A 25,641-nucleotide genomic window follows, 5' to 3' on the forward strand; every position below is an offset into this window, starting at 1 on the left:
CGTATTGGAATACTTTTACAAGCAATCCATATTTAAATTGGTGTTAATTTGATGTTTAGATTTGTATTAATGCTTTTTGTTTTCAGTTCGGGTAATATTTTAGGACAAGTAACTACGGGTGAAATAGTACACGGAAAAGTGAGTAATGAGGTTAGCGATCTTGAAGGAATCTATGTGGTCAATTTAAAGACAGAAAAGGGAGCTATCACTCAAAAAGGAGGTGTTTTTTCGATTCCGGCAGCGGTGGGCGATACCTTAGTTTTCTCCGGCTTTCAATATAAAAGAGTCCAAATTGCGTTGACTGCTAATCATTTTGAAAATGGCTTTCTTCTTGTTCATATGCAGCCTATAGTGAATCAATTGGATGAGGTTGTGATTAGACGTTATAATAATATTAATGCCGTTTCGCTGGGAATTATTCCTTCAAACCAAAAATCATATACCGAGGCAGAGCGTAAGTTATACACTGCTACTGACCTTAATGCTTCGGCAAATGCAGGCGGAATGTTAGGTGGTTCCGTTTCGGCCGATCCTTTGATTAACTTTCTTTCCGGTAGGACTGCAATGCTCAAAAAAGAGCTTGAAGTAGAGAAAAAAGAGTCGTATATGAAGCTGTTGGAAAAGCTATTCGATAGAAATCATTTTGTGAATAGATTAAAAATCCCATCAGATTATGTAAAAGGATTTGAGTACTTTGCCGTCGAAAATGAAAAATTCACTAAAATTCTGGCTTCAAACAATAAAACAACAACAGAGTTTCTATTAGGCGAATTAGCCATAAAATATAAAGAAATCATTGCCTGTGAAAACGAATAATACGCTGCTAATTTTACTGGTTTTCTTGTGCCAGATTTCTTTTGGGCAGATAAAGGAAATAGAAATTCATGGCAAAATCAGTGTCGACTCCAATTCTGTTGAGGAGGTTAATGTTGTAAATAGCACAACATCCAAGTCGACGGTAAGTGATAAAAATGGGGGGTTTTCTCTTTTTGTAAAAGAGGGCGATGTTTTGATTTTTTCTGCAGTAAATCTCGTAACTTTACGTAAGCGAATTAATACACAAGATTTATCAGTAGATATTGTCAGGGTTCAAATGGTGGTAAAAAGTATTGTTTTGAATGAAGTAATCATCAATGAAAATCCACAAATAACCGCCGAAAATTTAGGGATTATTCCTTACGGTCAAAAAAAGTACACTCCAGCCGAAAGGAAATTATATACGGCTACATCAGGAGGTGGAATTGATGGTTTGTTAAATTCAATTTCGGGGCGTAAGAAGATGATCAAAAAAGAAATTGCAGTAGAGAAGAAAGAGCAGGCATTAAATAAATTAGAATATCTTTTTGATGAAAAATATTATGTTGAAAAACTGAAAATTCCTAAAGATTATATTCAGGGATTTCAATATTATTGCGTTGAAGACAAAGATTTTGTAGCGGCTTTAAATGTCAAAAACAAAACACTATCTATGTTTTTAATTACTATTTTGGCTACGAAATACAATAAAACGATAACAGATGAAAACTAAAACAGCAATAGTAATATTCTCTTTGTTTTGTCAATTTTGTTTTTCTCAAATAGAAACGAGAAAGACATTGAAAGGTCAGGTGAGAAACGATTTGGTGCCGGTTGAAAATGTAATTGTGTTTAATGTGAATTCTCAATCAGGTACGGTTGTTAATCAATATGGGTTTTTTACTATTTTAGCAAAAGTGAATGATACCTTAGTTTTTTCTAGTTTGGCATTTAAATCGAAAAAAATTGTTCTTTCTGATAAGGAATTCATCAATCCGCCATTTGTTGTGAAATTGGATGTTTTTACCAATGAATTAGCCGAGGTGTTGGTTTTGGCAAAGAAAGAGCTGAATCCCATCGGCGGAAATACACAAAAGTATGTAGATAAGCAGTATTTTGATGATGAGAAATCTTCTCCTAAAAATAGGACGCTGCCGCCAATTGGTGGTATTGAAAACGGGATGGATTTTGTTCGTATATACAAAGGCATTTTGAAAACGTTGAGAAAAAATAATCCTCAAAAAGTTGATTTCTATCAGGAAACCAGCTTTTCTGAACTTGTTTTGAAGCGAATTGATTATTCTTTTTTTTCCAATACATTAAAGTTGAAAGATGACGAAATTAAACTTTTTCTTGTTTTTTGTGAAAATGATCCAAAATCTAGGACTTTAATGCAGCCTAAAGACGAATTTCAATTGATTGATTTTCTGGTTACAAAAAACAAAGTTTATAAAAGTATTACTGCTCTTGAAAAATAGACACTTTTTTACAGAAGCCAAGGTAAATGCCGTCTTAATTGATTTTCTTATTGCAAGAAATCAAGAGTTTAAAAGAATTGTTACTTTTGTAAAATGAAAAAAACAATCGTTTACTTCTTTTTCGGATTATTATTCTTGAGCTTAACTTCCTTTGGCTTTCATAAATTTTATATGGGCATCTACCAAGTAGATTACGCGCCTGATAAAAAAATGCTACAAATAACTTCTAGAATTTTTGTAGATGATTTGAATCATGCATTGGAGAAAAAATACAATAAAAAACTGTATTTGGGCACCGATAAAGAATCTTCAGAAGAATTGATTTTGCTAAAAAAATACATGGCCGAAAAGTTTTCCCTTTCGATCAATGGACAATTAAAATCTATCAACTTTTTGAGTAAAGAATTAGACGGAGATGTAATGGTTTGTTATTGGAATATCAAAGATGTTTCTAAAATTAAATCTATTGAAGTTTATAATGCGGTGTTGGTAGATTGGAATTCGGAACAACAAAACATTACCCATTTTAAGGTGAATAATGCAAAGAATAGTTTTCTTTTTACGAATTCTTCAACTCGAGAAGTGTTAAAATATTAAATAATGCTTATAAATTTGTGTGAAATTATTATTTTCACCCACTTAAATAATTTCGAAATCTATCCATGAAAAAAATCACATTATTTCTTCTTCTTCCGATGGCATTGTTTGCTCAGGAAAAAACAGCGACTGTAGCCCCAAAAGAAGCTGGTAAATATGATACAAATAAATTTCGTCAGATGTACGATTTATTGGCTACTCCTAATATGTTTCGTACCGCTTCCGGTGCTCCCGGACCGGCTTATTATCAGCAACAGGCCGATTATAAGATAGACATAGAGTTGGATGATAAAAATGCTAAACTGAGTGGTTCAGAAGTTGTAACCTACCATAATAATTCTCCTGATAGTTTAGAGTATTTATGGGTGCAATTAGACCAAAATCAAGCTGCTAAAAATTCTGAGTCTCCTTTGGCTGATAATGAGAAAATCGAACAGGTATTGCCAGCGGAGAAATTCACGAATGAGTTTTTGAAGGAAGGATTGGATCGTGGGTTTAAGATTGATTATGTAAAAGACTCCAAAGGAAATCCATTGAAATATACGATTAATCAAACGATGATGCGTATTGATTTGGTAACTCCTTTAAAACCAGGAGAAAATTTTTCGTTCTCAATAAAATGGTGGTATAACATAAACAATTACCAAAAAGACGGTGGTCGTTCCGGTTATGAATTTTTCGAAAAAGACGGAAATAGATTATATGTGATTGCACAGTTTTATCCAAGGATGGCTGTTTATAATGATGTTGAAGGTTGGCAAAACATGCAGTTTTGGGGAGGTGGAGAATTTGCTTTGCCTTTTGGAAATTTTGATGTAAATATTACTGTTCCTGCGGATCATGTGATGAATGCAACAGGAGAATTGATGAACAGAAGTGAAGTTTTTACGCCGGCACAAGTGAAAAGATATGAGTTGGCTCAGAAAACTTTTGACAAACCGGTAGTAATTGTAACTCAAGCTGAAGCTGAAGCAAATGAAAAAGGATTTTCGGATAAGAAAAAAACATGGAAATTCAGTGCTAAAAACGTTAGGGATTTTGGTATTTCTACATCAAGAAAGTTTATTTATGATGCAATGGCGGTGCAGTTGAGTACCAAAGTGGTTATGGCAGAATCGATTTATCCTAAAGAAGCTAATCCGCTTTGGGGAGAAACTTCTACAAGAACTGTTGCTCATACCTTAAAAAGTTATTCTTCGCATACATTTGATTATCCTTATCCAAAAGCGGTTTCGGTATCTGCGGAAGATCAAGGAATGGAATATCCTATGATTTGCTGGAATTACGGGCGTCCTGATGAAAATGGCGTGACGAGTGAACGAATCAAAAATGGTATGATAGGCGTGGTGATTCACGAAGTAGGTCATAACTTTTTCCCGATGATTGTCAATTCCGATGAGCGTCAATGGACTTGGATGGACGAGGGTTTGAATTCATTTATGCAATATATGGCCGAACAGGAAATGGGAACTAATTTCCCTTCTAATCGCGGGATTCCTAGTAAAATTGTGCCTTACATGAGTGGCGATCAAAAATTCTTGGAGCCTATTATGTCTAATTCTGAAAGTATTATTCAGTTTGGTAATAATGCTTACGGAAAACCGGCTGCGGGATTAACTATTCTTAGAGAAACCATTATGGGGAGAGAATTGTTTGACTATGCTTTTAAAGTATATGCTAATAGATGGAAATTTAAGCACCCTACACCGGAAGACTTTTTTAGAACTATGGAAGATGCTTCGGCAGTAGATTTAGATTGGTTTTTTAGAGGCTGGTTTTACTCAACTGATTTTGTAGATATTGGTATAAATGAAGTGAAACAATATTATGTTACCGAAACACCAACTAAAGAACTGAAAGATGCCAAGGTAAGAAGAGGGCGTTTTGGTTTAGATAAAGGACCGTTTTTGTATTTAGTTGCCGATAAAAATGAAGAATTGAGTCCTTCATCAAAGAAAGCATTGAAAATTGAAGAGGTGAAATTGCTTTCGGATTATATCAATAAAAACCTCTCTGCTGAAGAAAAATCAAAACTTAAAAATCCTAAATACTTCTATGAAGTAGAGTTTAGTAAGCCAGGAGGGATGTTAATGCCTATTCTTGTTGAGTTTACATACGAAGACGGAACTGTGGAGAATTTTAAATATCCAGCTCAAATTTGGAGAAAAAATAATGATACCGCCAGAAAAGTGTATGCTACGGAAAAAGCAATTAAAAAAATTCAAATAGATCCAAAATTAGAAACAGCGGATATCGATGTGACTAATAACACTTGGCCGAAGACAGAATTAAAATCTAAATTCGATTAAATGATAAAAAAAAGGACTCTTTCATAGAGTCTTTTTTTTATGAAAAAATTAAATAGCAAGGTGTTAAAATTTAATATCTTTGCGTCAATAAAAAATAATAAATATGTTTGGCATAGGAGGAGGAGAGTTAGTTTTCATTATGTTTATTGTGCTCATGCTTTTTGGAGCTGATAAAGTGCCCGAAATGGCGCGTACAATGGGTAAAGCGATGGCGCAATTAAAAAATGCAACGAACGATATAAAAAGTGAAATTCAAAAAGGTGCTGAGTCCAATGGTCTTGATGCAAAATCTTTGTCAGATATGACGGGGAATATAACTTCTGAAATTAATAAAGCAAAGGACGATCTTTTGGGAGATTCTGTTATTCAAGCTAATAAAGTTAAAGAAGATATCGAAGATATTACCGGCCCAGTAAAACGAAATATATAATGCTAGAAAAAATACTATCACTTGATACCGAGTTATTAATATTTTTGAACGGACTTGGTTCAGAAACTTATGATGGGTTTTGGCTTATAATTACCAAGCAAATCTATTGGACTCCTTTATTTTTGCTGTTGTTGTATTTTATTTTTAAAAAAATTGGAACAAAGCAAACCTTGTATTTGATCTTGTTCATAGCTCTTTTGATAACATTTACGGATCAAGTGACAAACTTGGTTAAGAATAATGTTCAAAGATTGAGACCTTGTAGTAATCCGGAAATCAATACTATAATAAGAGTAGTTAAATCGAGTAGTTCGTACAGTTTTTTCTCTGGTCATGCTTCAAACAGTATGGCAGCAGCTGTTTTTTTATATTTCAATTTTAAACGACATTTCAAATATTTTGGGTTTCTTTTTTTATGGCCTTTAATATTCGCTTATAGTAGGATATATTTAGGATTACATTATCCTGTTGATATTATTTGCGGTTATTTATTTGGTCTGTTTTCAGGTTTTATGTTTTATAAAATATATCAAGCAGTTCAAAAGAAATATTTTCCTCAATAATTTTACAAACAAAAGAGCTTCCCAACGGAAGCTCTTTTGTTTGTAAAAACCTAGAGTATTCGGCTTACTGTTAATCCGTCCCGGATAGGCAATAAAACCGTTTCTACACGAGGATCATTTATTAATAGATTATTGTATTCCAAAAGTATTTTAGTACTCAAATCATTTTTCTGTAATGGTTCCAATACTTTACCACTCCATAGCACATTGTCCGAAAGAATAATACCGCCTTTGTTCATTTTAGGAACAATCAATTCAAAGTAATTGATGTAGTTTTCTTTGTCGGCATCAATAAAAACCAAATCAAATTTTAGGTCAAGTGTTGGAATGATGTCAATTGCTTCCCCTAAATGTTGCACAATTTGCTTTCCCCAAGGTGATTTGTCAAAATGCTTTCGTTGAAAGTCTATTAATTCTTCTTTAATATCAATTGTATGAAGTTGACCGCTTTCTTGCATTCCTTCGCATAAACACAAGGCCGAATAACCCGTATAAGTTCCAATCTCAAGAATATTCACAGGACGAATCAATTTGGCCAACATGCTTAAAACGCGTCCTTGAAAATGCCCACTCAGCATGCGTGGTAGCAAAATTTTCTGATAGGTTTCTTTGTTCAATGCCGCTAACAACTCGGGTTCTTTTTGAGAATGTTGCTCAATATAATCTTCTAATTCTTGGGATATGAAATGCATTTTAGTGTGTTTTTTTCAATTTGGAACAAAGTTACCAAATTATCAAAACAACAAATCAACAAAATGTCCTTAAATTTGCAGCATGCAAATCGATAAAAAAGACATACGAGCCTTATCTAAAGAACAATTACGTGATTTTTTTGTCACCCAAGGGGACAAAGCTTTTCGTGGTAATCAGGTCTATGAATGGTTGTGGAGTAAAGGCGCCCATAGTTTTGAAGATATGACGAATGTGGCAAAGGCTACTCGGACTATGCTTGAGACGAATTTCGTTATCAATCATATCAAAGTAGATACAATGCAACGAAGTGAGGACGGAACCGTTAAAAATGCAGTCCGTTTACATGATGGTCTAGTGGTAGAATCCGTTTTGATTCCTACAAATACCAGAACAACGGCTTGTGTTTCCAGCCAAGTGGGCTGTAGTTTAGATTGTAATTTTTGCGCCACAGCGCGATTAAAAAGAATGCGGAATCTGGAGCCGGCTGAAATCTATGATCAGGTTGTTGCCATTGACAAAGAAAGCCGTTTGTACTACGATCATCCGTTATCGAATATAGTTTTCATGGGAATGGGTGAGCCGCTTATGAATTACAATAATGTGCTGAAAGCGATTGAAATGATAACTTCGCCTGAAGGTTTAGGGATGTCTCCAAAACGTATTATGGTTTCGACTTCGGGAGTGCCAAAAATGATTAAAAAACTAGCTGATGATGATGTGAAATTCAAATTGGCTGTTTCTCTTCATTCTGCAATAGATGAAATTCGTTCTCGAATCATGCCCTTTAGCGAAAATTTCCCTTTGAAAGATTTACGCGAGTCATTGGAATATTGGTACAGAAAAACCAAAAGCAAGATTTCTTATGAATACGTGGTTTGGAAAGGTATCAATGATAATAAAGAGTCTGTTGATGCTTTGGTGAAATTCTGTAAATATGTTCCTTGTAAAGTGAATTTGATTGAATACAATCCGATTGATGATGGAGAATTTCAACAAGCATCAGAAGAGTCAATAAATGCCTATATCAAAGCGCTTGAAGCGAGCGGAATTGTTGTTAAGGTAAGAAGAAGCCGAGGAAAAGATATTGATGCCGCTTGCGGACAATTGGCGAATAAAGAAGCATAGGATCAGTTTAGCTTTTAAACTGTAAAAATAAAATATTAGATTCTGTACCTATATCTAAAAGGGTTGACTTATAAAAAGTCAACCCTTTTGTTTTTTATCTGTTTTTAAAAGTAATCAATGCAATACTTCAGAGATTTCGTTGGCTATTGGTTGCTTGGCTTCAAAAGTATAGCCCATTAGTTTGGCAATTGTTTGAGCAAATTGCTTTTGGTATAATTGTCCTTCTGTTTTAATTTCTCCTTTGGCTTTTATTTCTGGGCCCATTGCGGCAAACCATATTTCTGAAGCGCCTTTAATTTGGCTTCCATGACTGGTCCAGTCTGCTTTTATTTCGTCGCCACGACCGTGATCGGTAGTAAATACTAAAGTAGTTTTATTTTTGTATTGAGGATCATTTTGTACAAAGTCCCAAATTTGTTTGATCCAGGCATCCACTTGATGGGCGGCGTCTAGATAGGAACGATAATAGCCGTGATGTGCCCATTCGTCTGTTTCGCCATAGGCAATATATAAAACGCGTGGTTTTTTTGTTTTTAATTCCTCCATTGCTTCATAATGTGTAAACACATCCAGACATTCGTCTTCGTGAAACGGCTTGTAAGAATCAGCAAGCATATCATTTATTAATTTTTGTTTAGGAGTTGGGTTGTTTCCTCCAATTTTATCAAAAGCTGAAACTACGGGAAAACCACTTCTTTTTTCGTTTAAGATTCTGTCGAATGCATTCCAAGCACCAAAAGCGGCCACTTTTCCTTTTAGTTTTGGTTGGTTGTTTAAGAATTCTAATACATTAACATTTGGATTAGCTTTATAATCATTGGAATTAATTAATGGATCAGCATGACCCGTCATCATTTCGCTATAACCAGGATAGCTAAACCAATAAGGATTGGCATTGTTTACGTTGTTATTGTAATCTTTGTTTCCGTATAATTGGCCTTTTGAGGCGAATAGTGACCAAATAAAAGGACTGAGTTTTTCTCTGCGCTCTTGTATATTGTCACTCCAATATTTTTTATAAATATAAGTGCTGTCCCCTTGATTGAACTTTTTGTTGTTTGCTAAAGAAGGATCCATTCCTTTAAAAAGCTCCTGCCATCTCAGGCCATCGGTTGTTATGATGATGATATTCTCCGTTTTTTGGGCTTGTGTTAGGGCTGAAGCAAATAGTAATAAGCTTAAAATTGTTTTTCGCATTTTTGGGGCTTAGGATTATGGTTGGAATTAGTTTTTAGAAATCAATTTTATTTTTTAAAAATAGAGTTATTTTAGAATTTATCAAAATTAGTTTTAAGACTATTTATTAGTTAACAAAAATGTATCTTTGGGTCCTAAATGAATGTTACTTCTCAAATAAAACAGCCTATCTTTAATGAAATGGAACTTTTTGAAAAAAAGTTCTATGAGTCCATGACTTCAAAAGTGGCTTTGTTAAATAGGATTACGTATTATATCGTGAACCGCAAAGGAAAACAAATGCGTCCCATGTTTGTTTTCTTGACTGCAAAAATGGTTTCAAACAGTATCGTTAATGACCGTACCTATCGCGGTGCTTGTGTTATTGAGCTTATTCATACTGCTACTTTGGTTCATGATGATGTTGTAGATGACAGTAATCGCCGAAGAGGTTTTTTCTCACTTAATGCGCTTTGGAAAAATAAAATTGCCGTTTTGGTAGGCGATTATTTGCTTTCAAAAGGATTGTTGCTTTCTATTGATAATGGTGATTTTGATTTGCTCAAAATTATATCTGTCGCTGTGCGCGAAATGAGCGAAGGCGAATTGTTACAAATTGAAAAAGCCAGAAGATTAGATATTACAGAGGATATTTATTACGAAATTATTCGAAAAAAGACAGCAACACTTATTGCTGCTTGTTGTGCTCTTGGAGCTAAATCAGTTATTGAAGATGAAGTTCAGGTCGAGAATATGCGAAAATTTGGTGAACTCATCGGAATGGCATTTCAGATAAAAGATGATTTGTTTGATTATACTGAAGATGCTATTGGTAAACCAACAGGAATAGATATCAAAGAGCAAAAAATGACTTTGCCGCTAATTCATGTTTTGAATACTTGTACTTCAAAAGAAAAAAGTTGGCTGATTAATTCCATAAAAAACCACAATAAAGATAAAAAAAGGGTAAAGGAAGTCATTGCTTTTGTCAAAGATAATAATGGCTTGGGTTATGCTGAACAGAAAATGATCCAATTTCAACAAGAAGCCCTTTTACTTTTAGATAATTATCCCGATTCCGAGTTTAAAGATGCCTTGATCTTGATGGTGAACTATGTAATTGAAAGAAAAAAATAGATTAGAAAATTAGGTAATTGTAAAATTATTAATTTTTTTAACTGACTGTTTTCTTGTTTAAATTATTGAAAATCAGAAAAATGTATTTGCATGATCTGTTTTTGTTTAATAATTCTCACAATTTTTAATTACCCATACAACCTTTTCGTGTTAAATATCGTCTATGTTAATAGAAGTCAATTTTTAGTGTTTTAACTGAATGCTAAAAACTGTACACTGAGCATTAAAAATGAAGGTAATCAACTTATATCAAGAAGAGAATGAAATAATCCAGTTGGCTGTCGAAAATAATCGACAAGCGCAACAGAAGATTTATAGCCAGTTTTCTCCAAAAATGCTAGGTGTTTGCAGGCAATATATTAAAGACATTCATCAGGCAGAAGATATAATGATTACCGCTTTTATGAAGGTGTTTGTAAATCTTAAAAATTTTCAGCACCAAGGTAGTTTCGAAGGTTGGATTAGAAGGATAATGGTCAACGAATGCATTTCTTTTATTCGAGTTCAAAAAAAAGTAAGCTTTGTTGAAGACGAAACTTTTTTTGACGAAACTTTTAATAATGTCGAAAGCCAGTTTTCGGTAGATGATATTCAGTTTTTGATAGACAGTTTGCCCGAAGGTTATAAAATGGTTTTTAATTTATACGCTATTGAAGGTTTTAAACACAAGGAAATTGCAAATATGTTAGAGATTAATGAAGGGACATCAAAATCGCAATTGTCCCACGCCAGAAAAATGCTGCAAGGACAGATCAATAAGTTAAAAAATTATGAGTATGGAACCGAGTAAACTTGATAAACAATTTAGAGAGCAATTAAATTCTCGAGAGATCAATCCATCGGAAATGGCTTGGGATAGATTAGACGGTATGTTAGCTGTTGCTAAAAAGGCAGATAAAAAGCCTAAGCTGAATTGGATGTATTTTGCCGCGAGTTTTATTGGGTTTGTTTTCATTGGAACGATTTTTTTTAAGACTTATGAGACAAAAAAAATAGATCTGAATGTGCCGGTGGTTATTCAACAAAATGATAATGAAAATTCTTCTGAAGAATCAGGAATCATTGAAGAGGAAACGACGGTCTTAAATTCTATTAAAAATAAAAATACAGTAAAACAAGGAGTTGCTCAGAATAATAACTTAACAAAGGAGCCGAAGCAACTTAGAAATAAAACGGATGAGGTTTTAGTCATCAATCAATCAAAAGAGAATAATGTTATTGTTAATTCTTCTGAAAACAAGAACAATGTATCAATAAATAAAGATAAATACATTTCGGCAGAAAAATTATTAGCAGAAGTTAGCAATGCTAAATTTGAAACGAAAGCTTCGGATAAAATTATTGAAAAAACGATAAAAGTCATTTCTATAGATCCAAACAGTTTATTGTCAAATGCTGAAGCAGAATTAAATCAATCTTTTAGAGAATCTGCCTTGGATAGACTCAACAAAAATTTTAATGCTATAAAAACAGTTTTGGCTAATAGAAATTATCAAGAATAAATAAAAAGTAATCATCATCAATCATCAATCAAAAAACGAAAATCATGCAGAAAATTATTTTATTTACAGCAATACTATTGGTTGGCTTAGTAGCCAAATTAAATGCTCAAGAAGTAGATTCCGGAAAATTCCCTTTAGAATGGAGTACAGGTCAAAGTGAGCCGAAAAGATATGAAATTGGACCCGACAAAAGCCTTGATCACAATGGTCAAAATGTTTTAACAATTAAATCAATTAAGAGTAAAATTGATGGTTTTGGGAGTAGTATGAAAACTATAAATTCTGATTTATATGCAGGAAAAACCGTTAAAATGACTGGTTATGTAAAAAGTGAAAAAGTAAGATCATGGGCTGGACTTTGGATGCGTGTAGATTATTATACAGCCGCTGTTCTCGCTTTTGATAATATGCGAAATAGAGCTATAACAGGAACAACTGATTGGGCAAAATATGAAGTTGTTTTATTTGTGCCAGCGGAGGCAACATCAATTTCTTATGGGGTTTTATTGGCTGAGACAGGTCAAATCTGGTTTAAAGATGTAATTCTTGAGGTAGTTGAAGATACTGTTCCAGAAACGGGCTTGACTAAAGGACGAAATCAAAAAACAATTTCTTTTGAAGCAAGAGCAAAAGCAATTGGTGATGAAATTAAAGCAATAACAGATCGTGAAAAAAAAGCGTTAAAGTCTGAAATAGAACTATTAGATAAGGAAGTTGTAAAAGGATCAATATCTAAAGAAAAGGCGGAAGAGCTTAAATTAAAAGAAGCAGAAGAACGTGCCGCAAATATTGAAACAAAAGTTGCTGTTGAAGAAGGGAAGTTGAATCAATTAATTCAGGATAGAGTTGATGGGAAGCTAGAGGATAAATATATAAAAAAAAGTGGCAGAACTATGGTTGTTTTAGGAAGTAATATTGATCCTATTGGTAAGAATAGTAGAGAATTCAACATCACTTCAATGAAATTTTACAATGGTTACGAAGATAAAGATAAACGCCAATCAAAACGAACAACTACCCAAGTCGTTTTTGCGGCAGGATTAAATAATGTTGTCACAAATGGTAGTGCAGATGAATCAGATTTTAGATACTGGGGTTCTCATTTTTACGAATGGGGTTTGACATACAATACTAGGATGCTGAAAAACGACAATTTGTTACATGCAAAATACGGATTTTCTGTTATGTACAACAATCTCCGACCAATAGCTAATAGAAGTTTTGTAGTGAATGGCAATCAAACGAATTTGGAAGTGAATCCAATTCAGCAGGATGATTCTCGTTTTAAGAATGTGAACTTGGTATTTCCGCTACATTTAGAATTTGATTTTTCAGGCAATAAAGATTCTGCAGGTAAACCATTTTTTAGAACTCACAATAGTTTCCGTTTAGGCATCGGTGGGTATGCGGGAATCAATTTGAAATCAAAGCAAATTATTAAGTATGATGATAATGATCTTCATGCTACTGAAAAAGTTAGAGGTGATTTTAATACTAGTAATTTTATATACGGTTTGAGTACCTATATAGGTTATAAATCTACAAGTTTGTATTTGAAATACGATTTGAATCCTCTGTTTAAGGATAATAGCGTGAAGCAAAATAATGTTTCATTGGGATTGCGCTTCGATTTGAATTAAGTTTTAGTTGAATTAGTTTTATACTTTAAAGAGCGCTTCGAAAGAGGCGCTTTTTTATTTAAGATGTGGAATTATCAATGATGATTTGTGTATTTTTGCATTCTTTCAATAACTAAAATTTCCATATATTTTGATTTCAAAAGCGACTATAGACACTGTTTTCGAAACTGCTCGTGTTGAGGAGGTTATTGGTGATTTTGTGCAGTTAAAACGGGCAGGGACTAATTTTAAAGGATTGAGTCCGTTTTCTGATGAGCGTTCGCCATCGTTTATGGTTTCTCCTGTAAAAGGAATTTGGAAAGATTTTAGTACAGGAAAAGGAGGGAATTCGGTTAAATTCTTAATGGAACACTCTCATTTTACGTATCCAGAAGCCATCCGTTATTTGGCTAAGAAATACAATATCGAAATTGAAGAAACAGAGCAAACAGATGCAGAAAAAGCAAATACAGATATTAGAGAGAGTATGTATTTGGTTTCTGAGTTTGCAAAAGATTATTTCCATAAGACACTTTTAAAAACAGAAGAAGGTAAAGCTATTGGGCTTTCGTATTTCAAAGAAAGAGGTTTTACTAATGATACTATTGAAAAATTTAGTTTAGGGTATTCGCCTGAAACCTGGGATGCTTTTACCAAAGAAGCTTTAGGGAAAGGTTATAAATTAGAATTTCTAGAAAGCACAGGTTTAACTATTCCTAGAGAAGACCGGCCTTTTGACCGATTCAAAGGGCGTGTGATGTTTCCTATTCAAAGTATGTCTGGGAGGATTTTGGGTTTTGGAGGTCGAATTTTATCTAATGATAAAAAAGCGGCAAAATACCTAAATTCACCAGAGAGTGAAATTTACCATAAGAGTAAGGTTTTGTATGGTATTTTTCAAGCCAAGCAATCTATTGCTAAATTGAATAATTGTTATTTAGTAGAAGGTTATACCGATGTGATTCAGTTCAATCAAGCTGGGATTGAAAATGTGGTTGCATCCTCAGGAACTGCTTTGACTCCAGATCAAATTCGATTGGTAAACCGATTAACTAAAAATATTACCGTTCTTTTTGATGGTGATGCCGCTGGACTTCGGGCGTCAATTCGTGGAATCGATTTGATTCTGGAAGAAGGTATGAATGTCAAAGTTTGTACTTTTCCTGAAGGAGATGATCCGGACAGTTTTGCAAAAAAGACTTCTTATGATGATCTTGTGGCTTATTTGGAGAATAACGCCAAGGATTTTATTCAGTTCAAAGCATCGCTTTTAATGAACGAAGCCAAGAATGATCCTATAAAAAAAGCCGATTTGATTCGCGATATGGTATTGAGTATTTCGAAGATTTCGGATAAAATTCAGCGTGAAGTATACATCCAGGAATGTTCCCGAATCATGGATATTTCTGAGCAAGTATTGGTGAGTACTTTAGCGCAATTGGATCAAAAGGACAATTTGGATGTTGCTAAGAAACAAAAGCAGGAATACAAACCTTTAGAAGTTGTAAAAAATGAAAATCCCTCTGGTGCTGAAAAAGTTGATGTTCTTGGAAATGTAGAAAGAGAGATTATTAAGATTCTTCTTTTGTATGGGAATAAAACAGAGGAATTTGAGGACGTTCTTATGAAAACTGATGATGAGGGTGAAATTAAAAATTTTGTTGAGAAGAAAGAATATAAGGTATTCCATAGAATCTATTTGAGTTTACAAGAGGATGAAATAGATTTCTCAACTATCAAGTTTAAAGAATTATATAATAATTTGATTAATTTTTATCTTCAAAATGACAATTTTAGTCTGGAGCAGTACTTAATGCATTTGCAACCTGAATTTGCGCAAGAGGTAACGGATATTTTAATGGATGATGAAAGGTATGTAATACATGATTGGGAAGGACAGAATATTTTTCCTAAAACCAAGGCTGAAACGCTTCGTCAATATGTTACAGATGTGTTATTTACTCTAAGATGGTTTTTACTTAGTGAGATTGTTGATAATTTTAAGCATTCTCTTTCAAACGAATCTGGAGCTGATAATAGAGAATTATTGTCTATGGTTATAGATTATAGTAAGCTTAAAACGGAATTTTCCAAAACAACAGGAAGAGTTGTCGTTTCTTACCATTGATCTGATTTAGGTAAAATATACATGATATAAAAAAGCTCTGCATTAACCAAATAAGATTTGGCTAATGCAGAGCTTTTTCTTTGACAAAAAGATTTGTCAGGTATTTTTTGGAGCTAAAAGCAAAAAAATAGTTTAGAACTATTTTCTTATACTATTTCCAGAGTTTTTGCTTTGTTAACTAAATCAACTAAATTAGTAACGTTTAGTTTTGTCAATAGACGTAACTTATAAGTACTAATTGTTTTTTCGTTAAGATTTAGTATTTCGGCAATTTCATGGTTTTTCTTTCCTGCGCTTAAGTAGCGTAAAACTTCTACCTCACGATTGGAAAGTTTTCTGTACAGTCTTTCGCTTTTGCTTTGTTTGGCAATTAAGGCTAGGTTTTTCTTGACAGTTTCATTCATGATAATTTTCCCTTGGTGAACTTTGATGATTGAGGCGCCCAAAGTTTCCAGCTTTTCTTTTTTATGAACAAATCCCGATACACCTGCTTTAATAGCATTTGGCGCGTAAATTTGTTCCGAAAGACCACTAAAGATGATAATCTTTGTCTTAGGGAAGTTTTTCAGAATTGATTTTACTTCAAAAATACTGGAAAGTCCTTCCAGTTCTAAATCTAGTACTAAAACATCAATATCTTTAGTAAGGAGTATATCGCGGATCATCAAAAAACTGCCTACATTGGCAACGATTGATATGTCGGAATGGTCTTTAAAATAAGATTTAACACCAAAATGTACGACTGGGTAGTTATCTGCAAAACAAACTTTAATCATAACTTTAAATTTTTAAGAGTTGTTTGTTGAAATCATTTATAAATTTAATTAAAAAAACACATTATTACTAATTTTCCTGATAAAATGCAATTATGTTCGATCAATTAAACAAATTGGTATTTCTTTCATTTTGTGTTGGTTAGTTCTGTTAAGACATTTGTAAATGTCAAAAACTTCTTTCTTTCTTCCGGAGAAATCATTTGTTGATTTTCCGGCTTCGGCGGCAAGCATGGCCCATTCTAATTCATCATAATTGGCACCTAATTGTTCCTCATCTGTTTTTTCGTCACCAAATAAACCGTCTGAAGGGGCTGCTTTTAGTATTGAATCTGTGATTTTTAAATAATTCCCCAGAGCAAAAACTTCGGATTTCATTAAATCAGCTATAGGACTGAGGTCAACTCCACCGTCACCATATTTTGTAAAAAATCCAACGCCAAAATCTTCCACTTTATTGCCTGTTCCGGCTACTAATAATCCATGAACACCTGCATAATAATATAAGGTGGTCATTCTCAGTCGAGCACGTGTGTTTGCTAGAGTTAGGTGTAATTTGCTTTCTTCGAAATCAGCAGGTAATTCTTTTTTGAAAGTTTCAAAAACTGGAGTTAAATCAGTTAATGTATTGGTGACATTAGGGAATCTTTCTTTTAATTGCTCTATGTGTTCACGTCCACGGCTGACATGGTCTTCGTGTTGGTAGATTGGCATTTCTACGCATAAAACCTTCAAGCCAGTTTGGGCACATAATGTAGAGGTTACTGCAGAATCAACTCCGCCTGAAATTCCTATGACAAAACCATTGACATTTGCATTTTCGGCATACGTTTTTAACCAGTTCACAATATGTGTGTTCACTTTATCAGCCTGAAAAGCGACTTTTTTAATCATAAATAGTTTAAGTTTTAACGAGTAGGAATGTATATTTGCAAAATCATTCGGATATTTACTCGTTTTCTGAATGCAAATTTAATTAAAAAAAAATGAAGTTATATAAAATTTCTCTTATCTTATTTCTGTTTTTTTTATCCTGCGGTAAAAAGAGCAAGATGGATAAAGTTGTCGATGAGATTCCTGTAGCTATAAGGGTAGAGCGTTTTGATAAGGCTTTTTTTGAAACAGCTCCTAAGGATTTAGATAAGGTAAAAAAGGAGTTTCCGTTTTTCTTTCCAGTCGGAAATAATGATGCTGTTTGGTTAGAGAAGATGCAAAATCCGCTTTGGAGAGAATTGTATGCTGAAGTTCAAAAAAAGTATGCTGATTTTGAACCTGAGCAAAACGAATTGGAGGCGCTTTTTAAGCGTGTAAAATATTATTTTCCTAAAACGAAAACACCAAAAGTAATTACCGTAATTTCTGAAATGGATTATAATAATAAAGTGATTTATGCGGATAGTCTGGTTATTATTTCTCTTGAAATGTATTTAGGTAAAGATCATAAGTTTTATCAGTTTCCTAATTATATTAAACAAAATTTTGAACGAAAACAAATGATGCCGGATGTGGTTTCTAGTTTTTCAAAACAGCTGATGGCTCCTAATTCTGATAAAAATTTGTTGGCTAACATGATTTATGTTGGGAAGGAATTATACATGAAAGATTTGTTGCTGCCTGATTATACCGATGCCGAAAAAATGGGATATACCGATCCGCAGTTAGCTTGGTGTGTTGAAAATGAAAGCTATATGTGGCGCTATTTTATAGAAAACGAAATGCTTTACAGCGATGACCAAAAACTGATTCCTCGGTTTATAAATCCTGCTCCTTTTTCTAAATTTTATTTAGAAATAGATAACGAAAGTCCCGGACGGGTAGGTACGTGGATAGGATGGCAAATTGTTCGTTCTTATATGAAAAACAATGAAGTATCTTTGCAGCAATTATTGAGTGCAAATGCTAAAGAAATATTTGAAAAATCAAAATACAAACCTAAGAAGTAATGTCAGATAAAAACAGATCAGAAATTAAGTTTCTAGTAGAATTAGATGAGAACCGTGTTCCTGAAAAATTGTTATGGTCCGCAAAAGACGGAGGTGTAGAATTAGAGGAAGCGAAGGCAATTATGTTATCTGTTTGGGATAGCAAGGCTAAAGAAAGTATGCGTATTGATTTATGGACAAAAGAAATGCCGGTAGATGAAATGAAAATTTTCTTTCATCAAACTTTGGTTGCTATGTCAGATACTTTTCATCGTGCCACAGGCGATGAAAAAATGTCGGATACGATGAAAGATTTTTGCGATTATTTTGCTGAAAAATTAGAATTAAAAAAGCAGTAGAAAGCTTTTTGAAATAAAAAAATCCCAAAACTTAGATGAGTTTTGGGATTTTTTTTTATTTGAATAAATCGTTTTTAAAATTGACTATTGTTTTTAAAAACCTCTTGATTTACTTCATCTATATAATTCAATAGCTCGTCTTTTCCTAATGATTCTGTAGATGAGGTAACAAAATAATGAGGCATTTCGGCCCAGTGATTTGCAAACATTTGCTTTTTGTAAGCCGCAATATGAGAGTCAATTTTTGTTTTGCTTATTTTATCGGCTTTTGTAAAGATGATACAAAAAGGGATTTCACTTTCTCCCATGTATGACATGAATTCAATGTCGATTGCTTGAGCGTCATGACGAATGTCGATTAGCACAAAAGCACATACGAGTTGTTCTCTTTTTTCAAAATAGTCTGTGATAAACTGTTGGAAAACCGATTTGGTTTTTTTGGATACTTTAGCGTAGCCATATCCTGGCAAATCGACCAAAAACCAATTGTTATTGATTAAGAAGTGATTTATCAGCTGTGTTTTTCCAGGTCTTCCGGAAGTTTTAGCTAATTTTTTTTGGTTGGTCAACATGTTGATTAATGATGATTTTCCAACATTTGACCTGCCTATAAAAGCGTATTCCGGCAAAAAATCCTTAGGACATTTGCTAACGTCTGAGTTGCTGATTATAAATTCGGCGGTATTGATTTTCATATTCTGTTTGTGTAAACCACTTCTAGGGAAGAGGTGCTTATAAATTGTTTTCAGTCAGCCACTCTTCGAGTAAGCGATTGAATTCTTCTGGTTGTTCCATCATTGCTGCATGACCGCATTTGTCAATCCAATACAAGTTAGAATTAGGTAGTAATTTGTTAAATTCTTCAGCAACTTCTGGTGGTGTAACTTTGTCGTTTTTTCCCCAAATTATGCAGGTTTTAACATGCATTTTTGGTAAGTCTTTTGCCATATTGTGACGAATAGCACTTTTGGCGATGGTCAGGGTTTTTATCAGTTTTATTCTGTCATTAACGGTAGCGTAAACTTCGTCAATAAGTTCTGGCGTAGCTATTTTAGGATCATAAAATACATCTTCTGCTTTTTTCTTGATGTATTCATAGTCGCCTCTTTTTGGATAGCTGTCTCCCATTGCGCTTTCATATAATCCGGAGCTTCCAGTTATTACCAGACCTGCAACTTTTTCAGGATACATTTTGGTGTGGTATAAGGCAATATGACCTCCTAATGAATTTCCTAATAGAATGACTCTGTCGAATCCTTTATAAGTAATGAAGTTTTTAACGTAAATAGCGAAACTTTTGACATTAGTTTTTAAAATATTCTGGGTATATATAGGTAAATCCGGGATGACTATTTTGTAGCCTTTTTGAGAAAAGTGACTTGCAACTGCGTCAAAATTACTTAGTCCTCCCATTAGGCCGTGTAATATTACAATTGGTGTTCCTTCTCCTGCTTCATAATAGCTGTATTTACCTTCTTTTTTATAGTTTTTTTCCATGTTTTTTGGATGGTGATTTTCAATTTTCACAAATATATGATTTAATAAATTAAAATATATTTTTGAGCACTTTTTTTTGTTTTTTGATGACTTTTTTGGGGTAGGATTTGGGGTGTTTTTGCAGCTTTTTTTGTTAGAAATCATTTGATTTTAGAACAGAATTTCATGCATATTGATTGTTCTTTTTTGTGATGTATGAACATTCTTGCAAGTGAAATTTGAAATAGCTAATGTCTTGATAGACCATAAATTAAGGGTTTTTATTGAAAAGTGGTTAAACTTATTAACAAAGTGGTAAATTGTGGTAAATGGTGGTAATATTTTTTATATTTTTGCTCTACATCATTTTTAATAAAAATTTTCACTTGAATACAATTGTAGGAACATATGAATGTAAAGTCGATGCTAAAGGAAGGCTCTTGTTGCCGGCTCCTTTAAAAAAGCAATTGGCTTCTTCACTTCAAAGCGGTTTCGTTTTGAAACGTTCTGTTTTTCAGCCTTGTCTGGAATTGTATCCGATGGATGAGTGGGATTTGATGATGCAAAAAATCAACAAGCTCAACCGATTTGTTAAGAAGAATAATGATTTTATTCGAAGGTTTACGGCGGGTGTAAAAATAGTTGAAATAGATGCTTTGGGAAGGCTTTTGGTGCCTAAAGATTTAGTGGTTTTTGCAGCTATTGCTAAAGATGTTGTTTTTTCTTCGGCAGTGAATATTGTTGAGATTTGGGATAAAGACTTGTATGAAAAATCTATAAATGGTGAAGATATAGATTTTGCGGATTTAGCGGAAGAAGTAATGGGAAATATAAATGACGACGACAATGGAATATCATAATCCGGTTTTGCTTCAGGCAACAGTAGATGGTTTAAATATTAAACCCGATGGAGTATACGTTGATGTTACCTTCGGTGGAGGTGGGCATTCAAAAGAGATTTTAAGAAGATTGGGTCCAAACGGGAAACTTTTCGCTTTTGATCAAGATGAGGATGCTTTGGCAAATGCTTTGACTGATGAGAGATTTACGCTTATTAATGAGAACTTCAGATACATTAAGCGTTTTTTGCGTTTTTATGGTGTGAAAAGTGTTGATGGAATTTTGGCTGATTTAGGAGTTTCATCGCATCAGTTTGATGTTGCGGAGAGAGGTTTCTCGACTCGTTTTGATGCTGGATTAGATATGAGGATGAGTCAGAAAAATGATCTTAATGCTTATAGAGTAGTAAATGAATATGATGAGGCTAATTTGAAAAGAGTCTTTTTAGATTATGGAGAATTAAAAAGTGCTCCAGCTTTGGCAAGAACAATTGTAGAGGCTAGAGAGAAGCAGTTAATCAAAACAACTGATGATTTGAAAGAGGTTTTGGCAAAATATTTACCTGAAAAAGTTAGGAATAAAATATTAGCTCAAATCTATCAGGCAATTCGAATTGAAGTAAATCAAGAGATGGATGTTTTAAAGGAATTTCTTGAGCAGTCCTTAGAAATATTAAATCCAAATGGAAGATTAAGCGTGATTTCTTATCATTCATTAGAAGATAGATTGGTGAAACGATTTATGAAAAACGGAATGTTTGAAGGCGAACCTGAACGTGATTTCTTTGGAAATTTTTCAGTTCCATTCAAAACAGTTGGGAAATTAATAGTTCCGGACGCTGCTGAAATAAAAATAAATAATAGAGCCCGAAGCGCTAAATTGAGAATTGCAGAAAAGAGATAATAATAAGGAATGAAATACGGTGTTTATAACATATTAAAAGCGAGGTTTCTTATCGATGATGATGCGGTAAAAAATTGGCGCTTTATTGTTTTCCTTATTTTCTTGGCTATAATTATGATTGCTAATACGCAACGTTTTGAACAAAAAGTGTTTAAGATTGCCGGATTGACAAATGAAGTGAAGGAATTGAGATCTGAATTCGTAGACAGACGTTCTCAATTAATGAAGTTAAAAATGGAGTCGACAGTTTCTGATAAGATGCTCGAAAGAGAAATTTTTCCATCGACTGTTCCTCCAATTAAGATAAAAGTAAAAAAAGAAGAAGAAAAAAGTTTTCTTAAAAAAATATGGCAGTAGAAGATAAATACATATCGTACCGAATCTATCTGGTTGCATTTGCTATTTTTTTGATAGCCATTGCGATTGCCGTAAAATTAACTAATATCCAATGGGTTGAGGGTGATTATTATAGAAAATTAGCGAAAGAAAGAACCGTTAAGAATTTTGTTATTCCTTCAAATAAAGGAAATATTTATTCGGCTGATGGAAGTTTATTGGCAACATCGATACCTAATTATGCAATACGTTTTGATGCTCTTGCGCCAAAAAAAGAAAATTTCGACAAAAATGTAGAGTCATTGTCTGATTCACTGGCTTCTGTTTTAGGGAAATCGAGTGGTTATTATTTAAATGAACTTAGGAAAGCTAGAGCAAATAAGAATCGGTATTATTTAATTGCCCGTGATTTAAGTTATACGGAATACGTGAAAATCAAAGGGTTTCCTTTGTTTAACCTTGGCGCAAACAAAGGTGGTATCATAATCGAGCAAAAGACAATTAGAGAACATCCTATTGGGAAAATTGCCGAAAGAACTATTGGGTACGAGAGAAAAATGCCCGATGGAACTTTTGACGGAAAAGGAATTGAATGGGCGTATAGAGACTATCTGAATGGGAAAGATGGCAAGGTTTTGAAACAGAAAATTGCTAAAGGACAATGGAAGCCTATACGAGATGTTAATGAAGTGGATCCTCAAGATGGCTATGATGTAATTTCGACAATTGATGTTTATATTCAGGATATAGCCCACCATGCGTTGTTGAAGCAATTAGAGGAGTTTGAAGCAGATCATGGTTGTGTTGTAGTTATGGAAACACAAACGGGACACGTAAAAGCGATATCGAATTTAGGTCGAGCTAAGGATGGAAGTTATTACGAAACGACTAATTATGCGGTTGCTGAATCTCATGAACCTGGTTCTACATTCAAATTGGTCAATATGATGGCTATTTTAGAAGATAAAGTAGCTGATACCAGTACGGTTTATGATACGAATGGTGGAGAAATTCGATACTCGGGCAAAGTGGTTCGGGATTCTCATAAAGGAGGATATGGAAAGGTTTCTTTGGCAAGAGGATTTGAGTTGTCTTCAAATACAGTTCTTGTGAAGGCGGTTTATGATAATTACAAAGACAGTCCTTCTAAATATGTTAAACACGTAAATTCATACGGATTTAATAAAAGATTGGGGATGGATTTTCAAGGAGAAGGAAGACCATTTATTCCGCAGCCAAGTGATAAGAATTGGTCTAATATTTCGCTTCCATGGATGGCTTTTGGTTATGGAGTTTCGGTAACGCCAATGCAAACATTAGCCTTTTATAACGCTGTTGCCAATAATGGTAAAATGGTAAAACCGCAGTTTGTTTCTGAAATCAAGGAATGGAACAGAACTATCAAAAAAAATGATGTAGAAGTTATAAATCCGAGGATTTGTTCACCGGAAACCATATTGAAATTGAAAGCGGTATTGGCTAATGTGGTTAAGAAAGGTACCGCTTCTAAATTGTATTCTAAAGATTTTTCGATGGCAGGAAAAACAGGAACCGTTGCTGCAAATTATGGTAAAGATGGTGGTTCGGGAAAATATTATATTTCTTCTTTTGCAGGTTATTTTCCGGCAGATAAGCCTAAATATTCTTGTATAGTTGTGGTTCATAAACCAAGTACGGTTAGAAATAATTATTATGGTGCAGATGTGGCAGGTCCAGTTTTTAAAAGAATCGCACAAAAGATTTTTACAGATGTTCCTTCGACAAATGAGATAAAAAAATTGAACAAGAAAGTTCCAAAACAGGAAGAAAGTTACAATACTTATTTTGCTAATGTGCAAAAACAACAGCAATCGATTCCTAATGTTAAAGGAATGCCGGGTATGGATGCAATTGCTTTATTAGAGAATTTAGGTTTAAAAGTAAAAGCAAATGGAATTGGAAAAGTAAAAAATCAATCGCTTCAAGCGGGTCAGGATATAATGAAAAACACAACTATAACATTAGAATTATTGTGATTATACTAAAAGACATATTATATAAAGTAGCTATAGAAGTTGTTCACGGCGCAACGGATATCTCCATTGGTAAAATTGATTTCGATTCTAGAAAAATTGAGAAAAATGATGCTTTTGTCGCTATTCGTGGATCAATTTCTGATGGTCATGATTATATTCAAAAAGCAATAGAACAAGGTGCTGTGGCAATTGTTTGTGACACTTTTCCAGAAACCTTCGAAAAAGGAGTCACTTACATTCAAGTAAAAGACACAAATAAAGCGTTAGCTTTTATGGCAGCTAATTATTTTGGAAATCCTTCAGAGAATCTAAAATTAGTTGGTATAACAGGTACAAACGGCAAGACTACAATTGCTTCTTTGTTGTATCAATTGTTCAAAAAAGCAGGCTTTAAAGTTGGTTTGTTATCAACTGTAAAAATTTTAGTAGAAGATATTGAATATAAAGCGACTCATACAACTCCAGATTCCATTACAATCAATCATTATTTGAAAGAAATGATTGATGCTGGAGTCGAATATTGTTTTATGGAAGTGAGTTCTCATGGAGTTCATCAAAAGAGAACCGAAGCCCTGCATTTTGTAGGTGGCGTTTTTACTAATTTATCGCACGATCACTTGGATTACCATCCTACTTTTTCGGAATATAGAGATGTAAAGAAATCATTTTTTGACAGCTTGCCTAAATCGGCTTTCGCTTTGTCGAATATTGATGATAAAAATGGTGCCGTAATGTTGCAAAATACTGCCGCAAGAAAACGCACTTATGCCTTAAAAACGTATTCTGATTTTAAAGCACAAATTCTCGAAAATCAATTGTCAGGCTTGTTGTTGAAGATTGATGGAAATGAAGTTTGGGTAAAACTAATTGGGACTTTTAACGCTTATAATGTTTTGGCAATATACGGAACAGCGATTGAGTTGGGCTTGGATAGTTTAGAAACACTTCGCTTATTGTCTGAATTGGAAAGTGTTTCGGGGAGGTTTCAATATATCGTTTCGACTGCTAATATTACTGCCATTGTGGATTATGCACATACACCAGATGCACTTGAAAATGTGCTGAAAACAATAAATGATATTCGTACCAAAAACGAACAGTTAATTACTGTTGTTGGTTGTGGTGGGAATAGAGACAAAACCAAGCGACCAATTATGGCTGGTATTGCTTCGGAATTAAGTGACAAGGCAATTTTGACTTCTGATAATCCAAGAAATGAAGATCCGCAAACGATCATTGAAGAAATGGAAAAAGGGGTTGCTGCTCAGAATTATAAAAAAGTATTGGCTATAACTGACAGGAAACAGGCTATTAAAACAGCTTGTCAATTGGCTCAGCCAAACGATATTATTTTGATTGCCGGAAAAGGGCATGAAACTTATCAGGAAATTAATGGTGTACGTCATGATTTTGATGATATGAAAATTGTAAAAGAAATATTAGAACAACTTCATAAATAGTAAAA

At 33.7% G+C, this 25,641-nt stretch carries 26 protein-coding genes; 20 read left to right on the forward strand and 6 right to left on the reverse strand.

Annotation, left to right across the window (positions count from 1 at the left end; translation table 11 throughout):
* The first annotated feature begins 51 nt into the window (after positions 1–51).
* The 7 genes from ACMDB5_RS06325 to ACMDB5_RS06355 all read left to right on the forward strand — a co-directional run bounded on the left by ACMDB5_RS06325 (position 52) and on the right by ACMDB5_RS06355 (position 6,172).
* Positions 52–816 carry a hypothetical protein gene (locus ACMDB5_RS06325; protein ID WP_414000165.1) on the forward strand — a complete coding sequence of 255 codons (765 nt, stop codon included), beginning with the start codon at positions 52–54 and terminating at the stop codon, positions 814–816.
* A complete protein-coding gene (locus tag ACMDB5_RS06330; protein WP_414000166.1) occupies positions 803–1,528 on the forward strand; it encodes a hypothetical protein in 726 nt (241 codons plus the stop codon). The genes ACMDB5_RS06325 and ACMDB5_RS06330 overlap by 14 nt, the downstream gene beginning before the upstream one ends.
* Positions 1,518–2,273: a hypothetical protein gene (locus ACMDB5_RS06335; protein WP_414000167.1), complete on the forward strand. Its 756-nt coding sequence runs from the start codon at positions 1,518–1,520 to the stop codon at positions 2,271–2,273. The genes ACMDB5_RS06330 and ACMDB5_RS06335 overlap by 11 nt, the downstream gene beginning before the upstream one ends.
* Positions 2,274–2,366: 93 nt before the next feature.
* Positions 2,367–2,870 (forward strand): DUF6702 family protein, encoded by a 504-nt coding sequence (locus ACMDB5_RS06340; protein ID WP_414000168.1) that lies wholly within the window; start codon positions 2,367–2,369, stop codon positions 2,868–2,870.
* A gap of 65 nt (positions 2,871–2,935) precedes the next feature.
* On the forward strand, positions 2,936–5,179 hold the full coding sequence (locus ACMDB5_RS06345) for a M1 family metallopeptidase (protein WP_414000169.1): 2,244 nt from the start codon (positions 2,936–2,938) through the stop codon (positions 5,177–5,179).
* 103 nt (positions 5,180–5,282) lie between these two features.
* Entirely contained in the window at positions 5,283–5,609 is a 327-nt protein-coding gene (locus ACMDB5_RS06350) for a twin-arginine translocase TatA/TatE family subunit (protein WP_414000170.1), read from the forward strand.
* Positions 5,609–6,172: a phosphatase PAP2 family protein gene (locus ACMDB5_RS06355; protein WP_414000171.1), complete on the forward strand. Its 564-nt coding sequence runs from the start codon at positions 5,609–5,611 to the stop codon at positions 6,170–6,172. Before ACMDB5_RS06350 ends, ACMDB5_RS06355 begins: the two co-directional genes overlap by 1 nt.
* 50 nt (positions 6,173–6,222) lie before the next feature.
* Here ACMDB5_RS06355 and ACMDB5_RS06360 read toward each other — a convergent pair whose 3' ends face one another.
* Entirely contained in the window at positions 6,223–6,864 is a 642-nt protein-coding gene (locus ACMDB5_RS06360; RefSeq protein WP_414000172.1) for an O-methyltransferase, read from the reverse strand.
* Between the two features lie 82 nt (positions 6,865–6,946).
* Here ACMDB5_RS06360 and rlmN point away from each other — a divergent pair, with 82 nt between their 5' ends.
* Positions 6,947–7,990: a 23S rRNA (adenine(2503)-C(2))-methyltransferase RlmN gene (gene rlmN, locus ACMDB5_RS06365; protein WP_414000173.1), complete on the forward strand. Its 1,044-nt coding sequence runs from the start codon at positions 6,947–6,949 to the stop codon at positions 7,988–7,990.
* Positions 7,991–8,104: 114 nt separating this feature from the next.
* Here the strand turns inward: rlmN and ACMDB5_RS06370 are convergent, their stop codons facing one another.
* Positions 8,105–9,187 (reverse strand): sulfatase-like hydrolase/transferase, encoded by a 1,083-nt coding sequence (locus ACMDB5_RS06370; protein WP_414000174.1) that lies wholly within the window; start codon positions 9,185–9,187, stop codon positions 8,105–8,107.
* Between the two features lie 138 nt (positions 9,188–9,325).
* Here ACMDB5_RS06370 and ACMDB5_RS06375 point away from each other — a divergent pair, with 138 nt between their 5' ends.
* From ACMDB5_RS06375 to dnaG, 5 genes are all read left to right on the forward strand, one after another.
* On the forward strand, positions 9,326–10,303 hold the full coding sequence (locus tag ACMDB5_RS06375; RefSeq protein ID WP_414000175.1) for a polyprenyl synthetase family protein: 978 nt from the start codon (positions 9,326–9,328) through the stop codon (positions 10,301–10,303).
* Positions 10,304–10,532: 229 nt separating this feature from the next.
* Entirely contained in the window at positions 10,533–11,093 is a 561-nt protein-coding gene (locus ACMDB5_RS06380) for an RNA polymerase sigma factor (RefSeq protein WP_414000176.1), read from the forward strand.
* The gene (locus tag ACMDB5_RS06385) at positions 11,080–11,805 is read left to right on the forward strand and encodes a hypothetical protein (RefSeq protein WP_414000177.1); all 726 of its coding nucleotides are present in this window, start codon (positions 11,080–11,082) and stop codon (positions 11,803–11,805) included. The genes ACMDB5_RS06380 and ACMDB5_RS06385 overlap by 14 nt, the downstream gene beginning before the upstream one ends.
* Before the next feature lie 44 nt (positions 11,806–11,849).
* Complete coding sequence (locus tag ACMDB5_RS06390) at positions 11,850–13,445, forward strand: hypothetical protein (protein ID WP_414000178.1); 1,596 nt, start codon at positions 11,850–11,852, stop codon at positions 13,443–13,445.
* Positions 13,446–13,575: 130 nt separating this feature from the next.
* A complete protein-coding gene (gene dnaG / locus ACMDB5_RS06395) occupies positions 13,576–15,552 on the forward strand; it encodes a DNA primase (RefSeq protein ID WP_414000179.1) in 1,977 nt (658 codons plus the stop codon).
* 146 nt (positions 15,553–15,698) lie between these two features.
* Here dnaG and ACMDB5_RS06400 read toward each other — a convergent pair whose 3' ends face one another.
* Entirely contained in the window at positions 15,699–16,328 is a 630-nt protein-coding gene (locus tag ACMDB5_RS06400; RefSeq protein WP_414000180.1) for a LuxR C-terminal-related transcriptional regulator, read from the reverse strand.
* A gap of 90 nt (positions 16,329–16,418) precedes the next feature.
* Complete coding sequence (nadE, locus tag ACMDB5_RS06405) at positions 16,419–17,219, reverse strand: NAD(+) synthase (protein ID WP_414000181.1); 801 nt, start codon at positions 17,217–17,219, stop codon at positions 16,419–16,421.
* Positions 17,220–17,311: 92 nt separating this feature from the next.
* Here nadE and gldB point away from each other — a divergent pair, with 92 nt between their 5' ends.
* Positions 17,312–18,268 carry a gliding motility lipoprotein GldB gene (gene gldB / locus ACMDB5_RS06410; RefSeq protein WP_414000182.1) on the forward strand — a complete coding sequence of 319 codons (957 nt, stop codon included), beginning with the start codon at positions 17,312–17,314 and terminating at the stop codon, positions 18,266–18,268.
* The gene (gene gldC / locus ACMDB5_RS06415; protein WP_414000183.1) at positions 18,268–18,606 is read left to right on the forward strand and encodes a gliding motility protein GldC; all 339 of its coding nucleotides are present in this window, start codon (positions 18,268–18,270) and stop codon (positions 18,604–18,606) included. The genes gldB and gldC overlap by 1 nt, the downstream gene beginning before the upstream one ends.
* 74 nt (positions 18,607–18,680) lie before the next feature.
* On the opposite strand, the gene yihA is transcribed toward gldC, so the two are convergent.
* A complete protein-coding gene (gene yihA / locus ACMDB5_RS06420; RefSeq protein WP_414000184.1) occupies positions 18,681–19,301 on the reverse strand; it encodes a ribosome biogenesis GTP-binding protein YihA/YsxC in 621 nt (206 codons plus the stop codon).
* Between the two features lie 37 nt (positions 19,302–19,338).
* A complete protein-coding gene (locus tag ACMDB5_RS06425) occupies positions 19,339–20,103 on the reverse strand; it encodes an alpha/beta fold hydrolase (RefSeq protein ID WP_414000365.1) in 765 nt (254 codons plus the stop codon).
* A gap of 365 nt (positions 20,104–20,468) precedes the next feature.
* Here ACMDB5_RS06425 and mraZ point away from each other — a divergent pair, with 365 nt between their 5' ends.
* Genes mraZ through ACMDB5_RS06450 form a run of 5 tightly spaced genes read left to right on the forward strand, consistent with a single transcriptional unit; the run spans position 20,469 to position 25,636 of the window.
* The gene (gene mraZ / locus ACMDB5_RS06430) at positions 20,469–20,942 is read left to right on the forward strand and encodes a division/cell wall cluster transcriptional repressor MraZ (RefSeq protein ID WP_414000185.1); all 474 of its coding nucleotides are present in this window, start codon (positions 20,469–20,471) and stop codon (positions 20,940–20,942) included.
* Positions 20,917–21,825, forward strand: a complete 909-nt coding sequence (gene rsmH / locus ACMDB5_RS06435; protein WP_414000186.1) for a 16S rRNA (cytosine(1402)-N(4))-methyltransferase RsmH — start codon at positions 20,917–20,919, stop codon at positions 21,823–21,825. Before mraZ ends, rsmH begins: the two co-directional genes overlap by 26 nt.
* A 9-nt stretch (positions 21,826–21,834) precedes the next feature.
* Positions 21,835–22,182 carry an FtsL-like putative cell division protein gene (locus tag ACMDB5_RS06440; protein WP_414000187.1) on the forward strand — a complete coding sequence of 116 codons (348 nt, stop codon included), beginning with the start codon at positions 21,835–21,837 and terminating at the stop codon, positions 22,180–22,182.
* Positions 22,173–24,176 (forward strand): penicillin-binding protein, encoded by a 2,004-nt coding sequence (locus ACMDB5_RS06445; RefSeq protein ID WP_414000188.1) that lies wholly within the window; start codon positions 22,173–22,175, stop codon positions 24,174–24,176. Before ACMDB5_RS06440 ends, ACMDB5_RS06445 begins: the two co-directional genes overlap by 10 nt.
* A complete protein-coding gene (locus ACMDB5_RS06450) occupies positions 24,173–25,636 on the forward strand; it encodes a UDP-N-acetylmuramoyl-L-alanyl-D-glutamate--2,6-diaminopimelate ligase (RefSeq protein ID WP_414000189.1) in 1,464 nt (487 codons plus the stop codon). Before ACMDB5_RS06445 ends, ACMDB5_RS06450 begins: the two co-directional genes overlap by 4 nt.
* Positions 25,637–25,641: the final 5 nt, after the last annotated feature.

This window comes from Flavobacterium sp. W1B (assembly GCF_047344965.1).
GTDB lineage: Bacteria > Bacteroidota > Bacteroidia > Flavobacteriales > Flavobacteriaceae > Flavobacterium.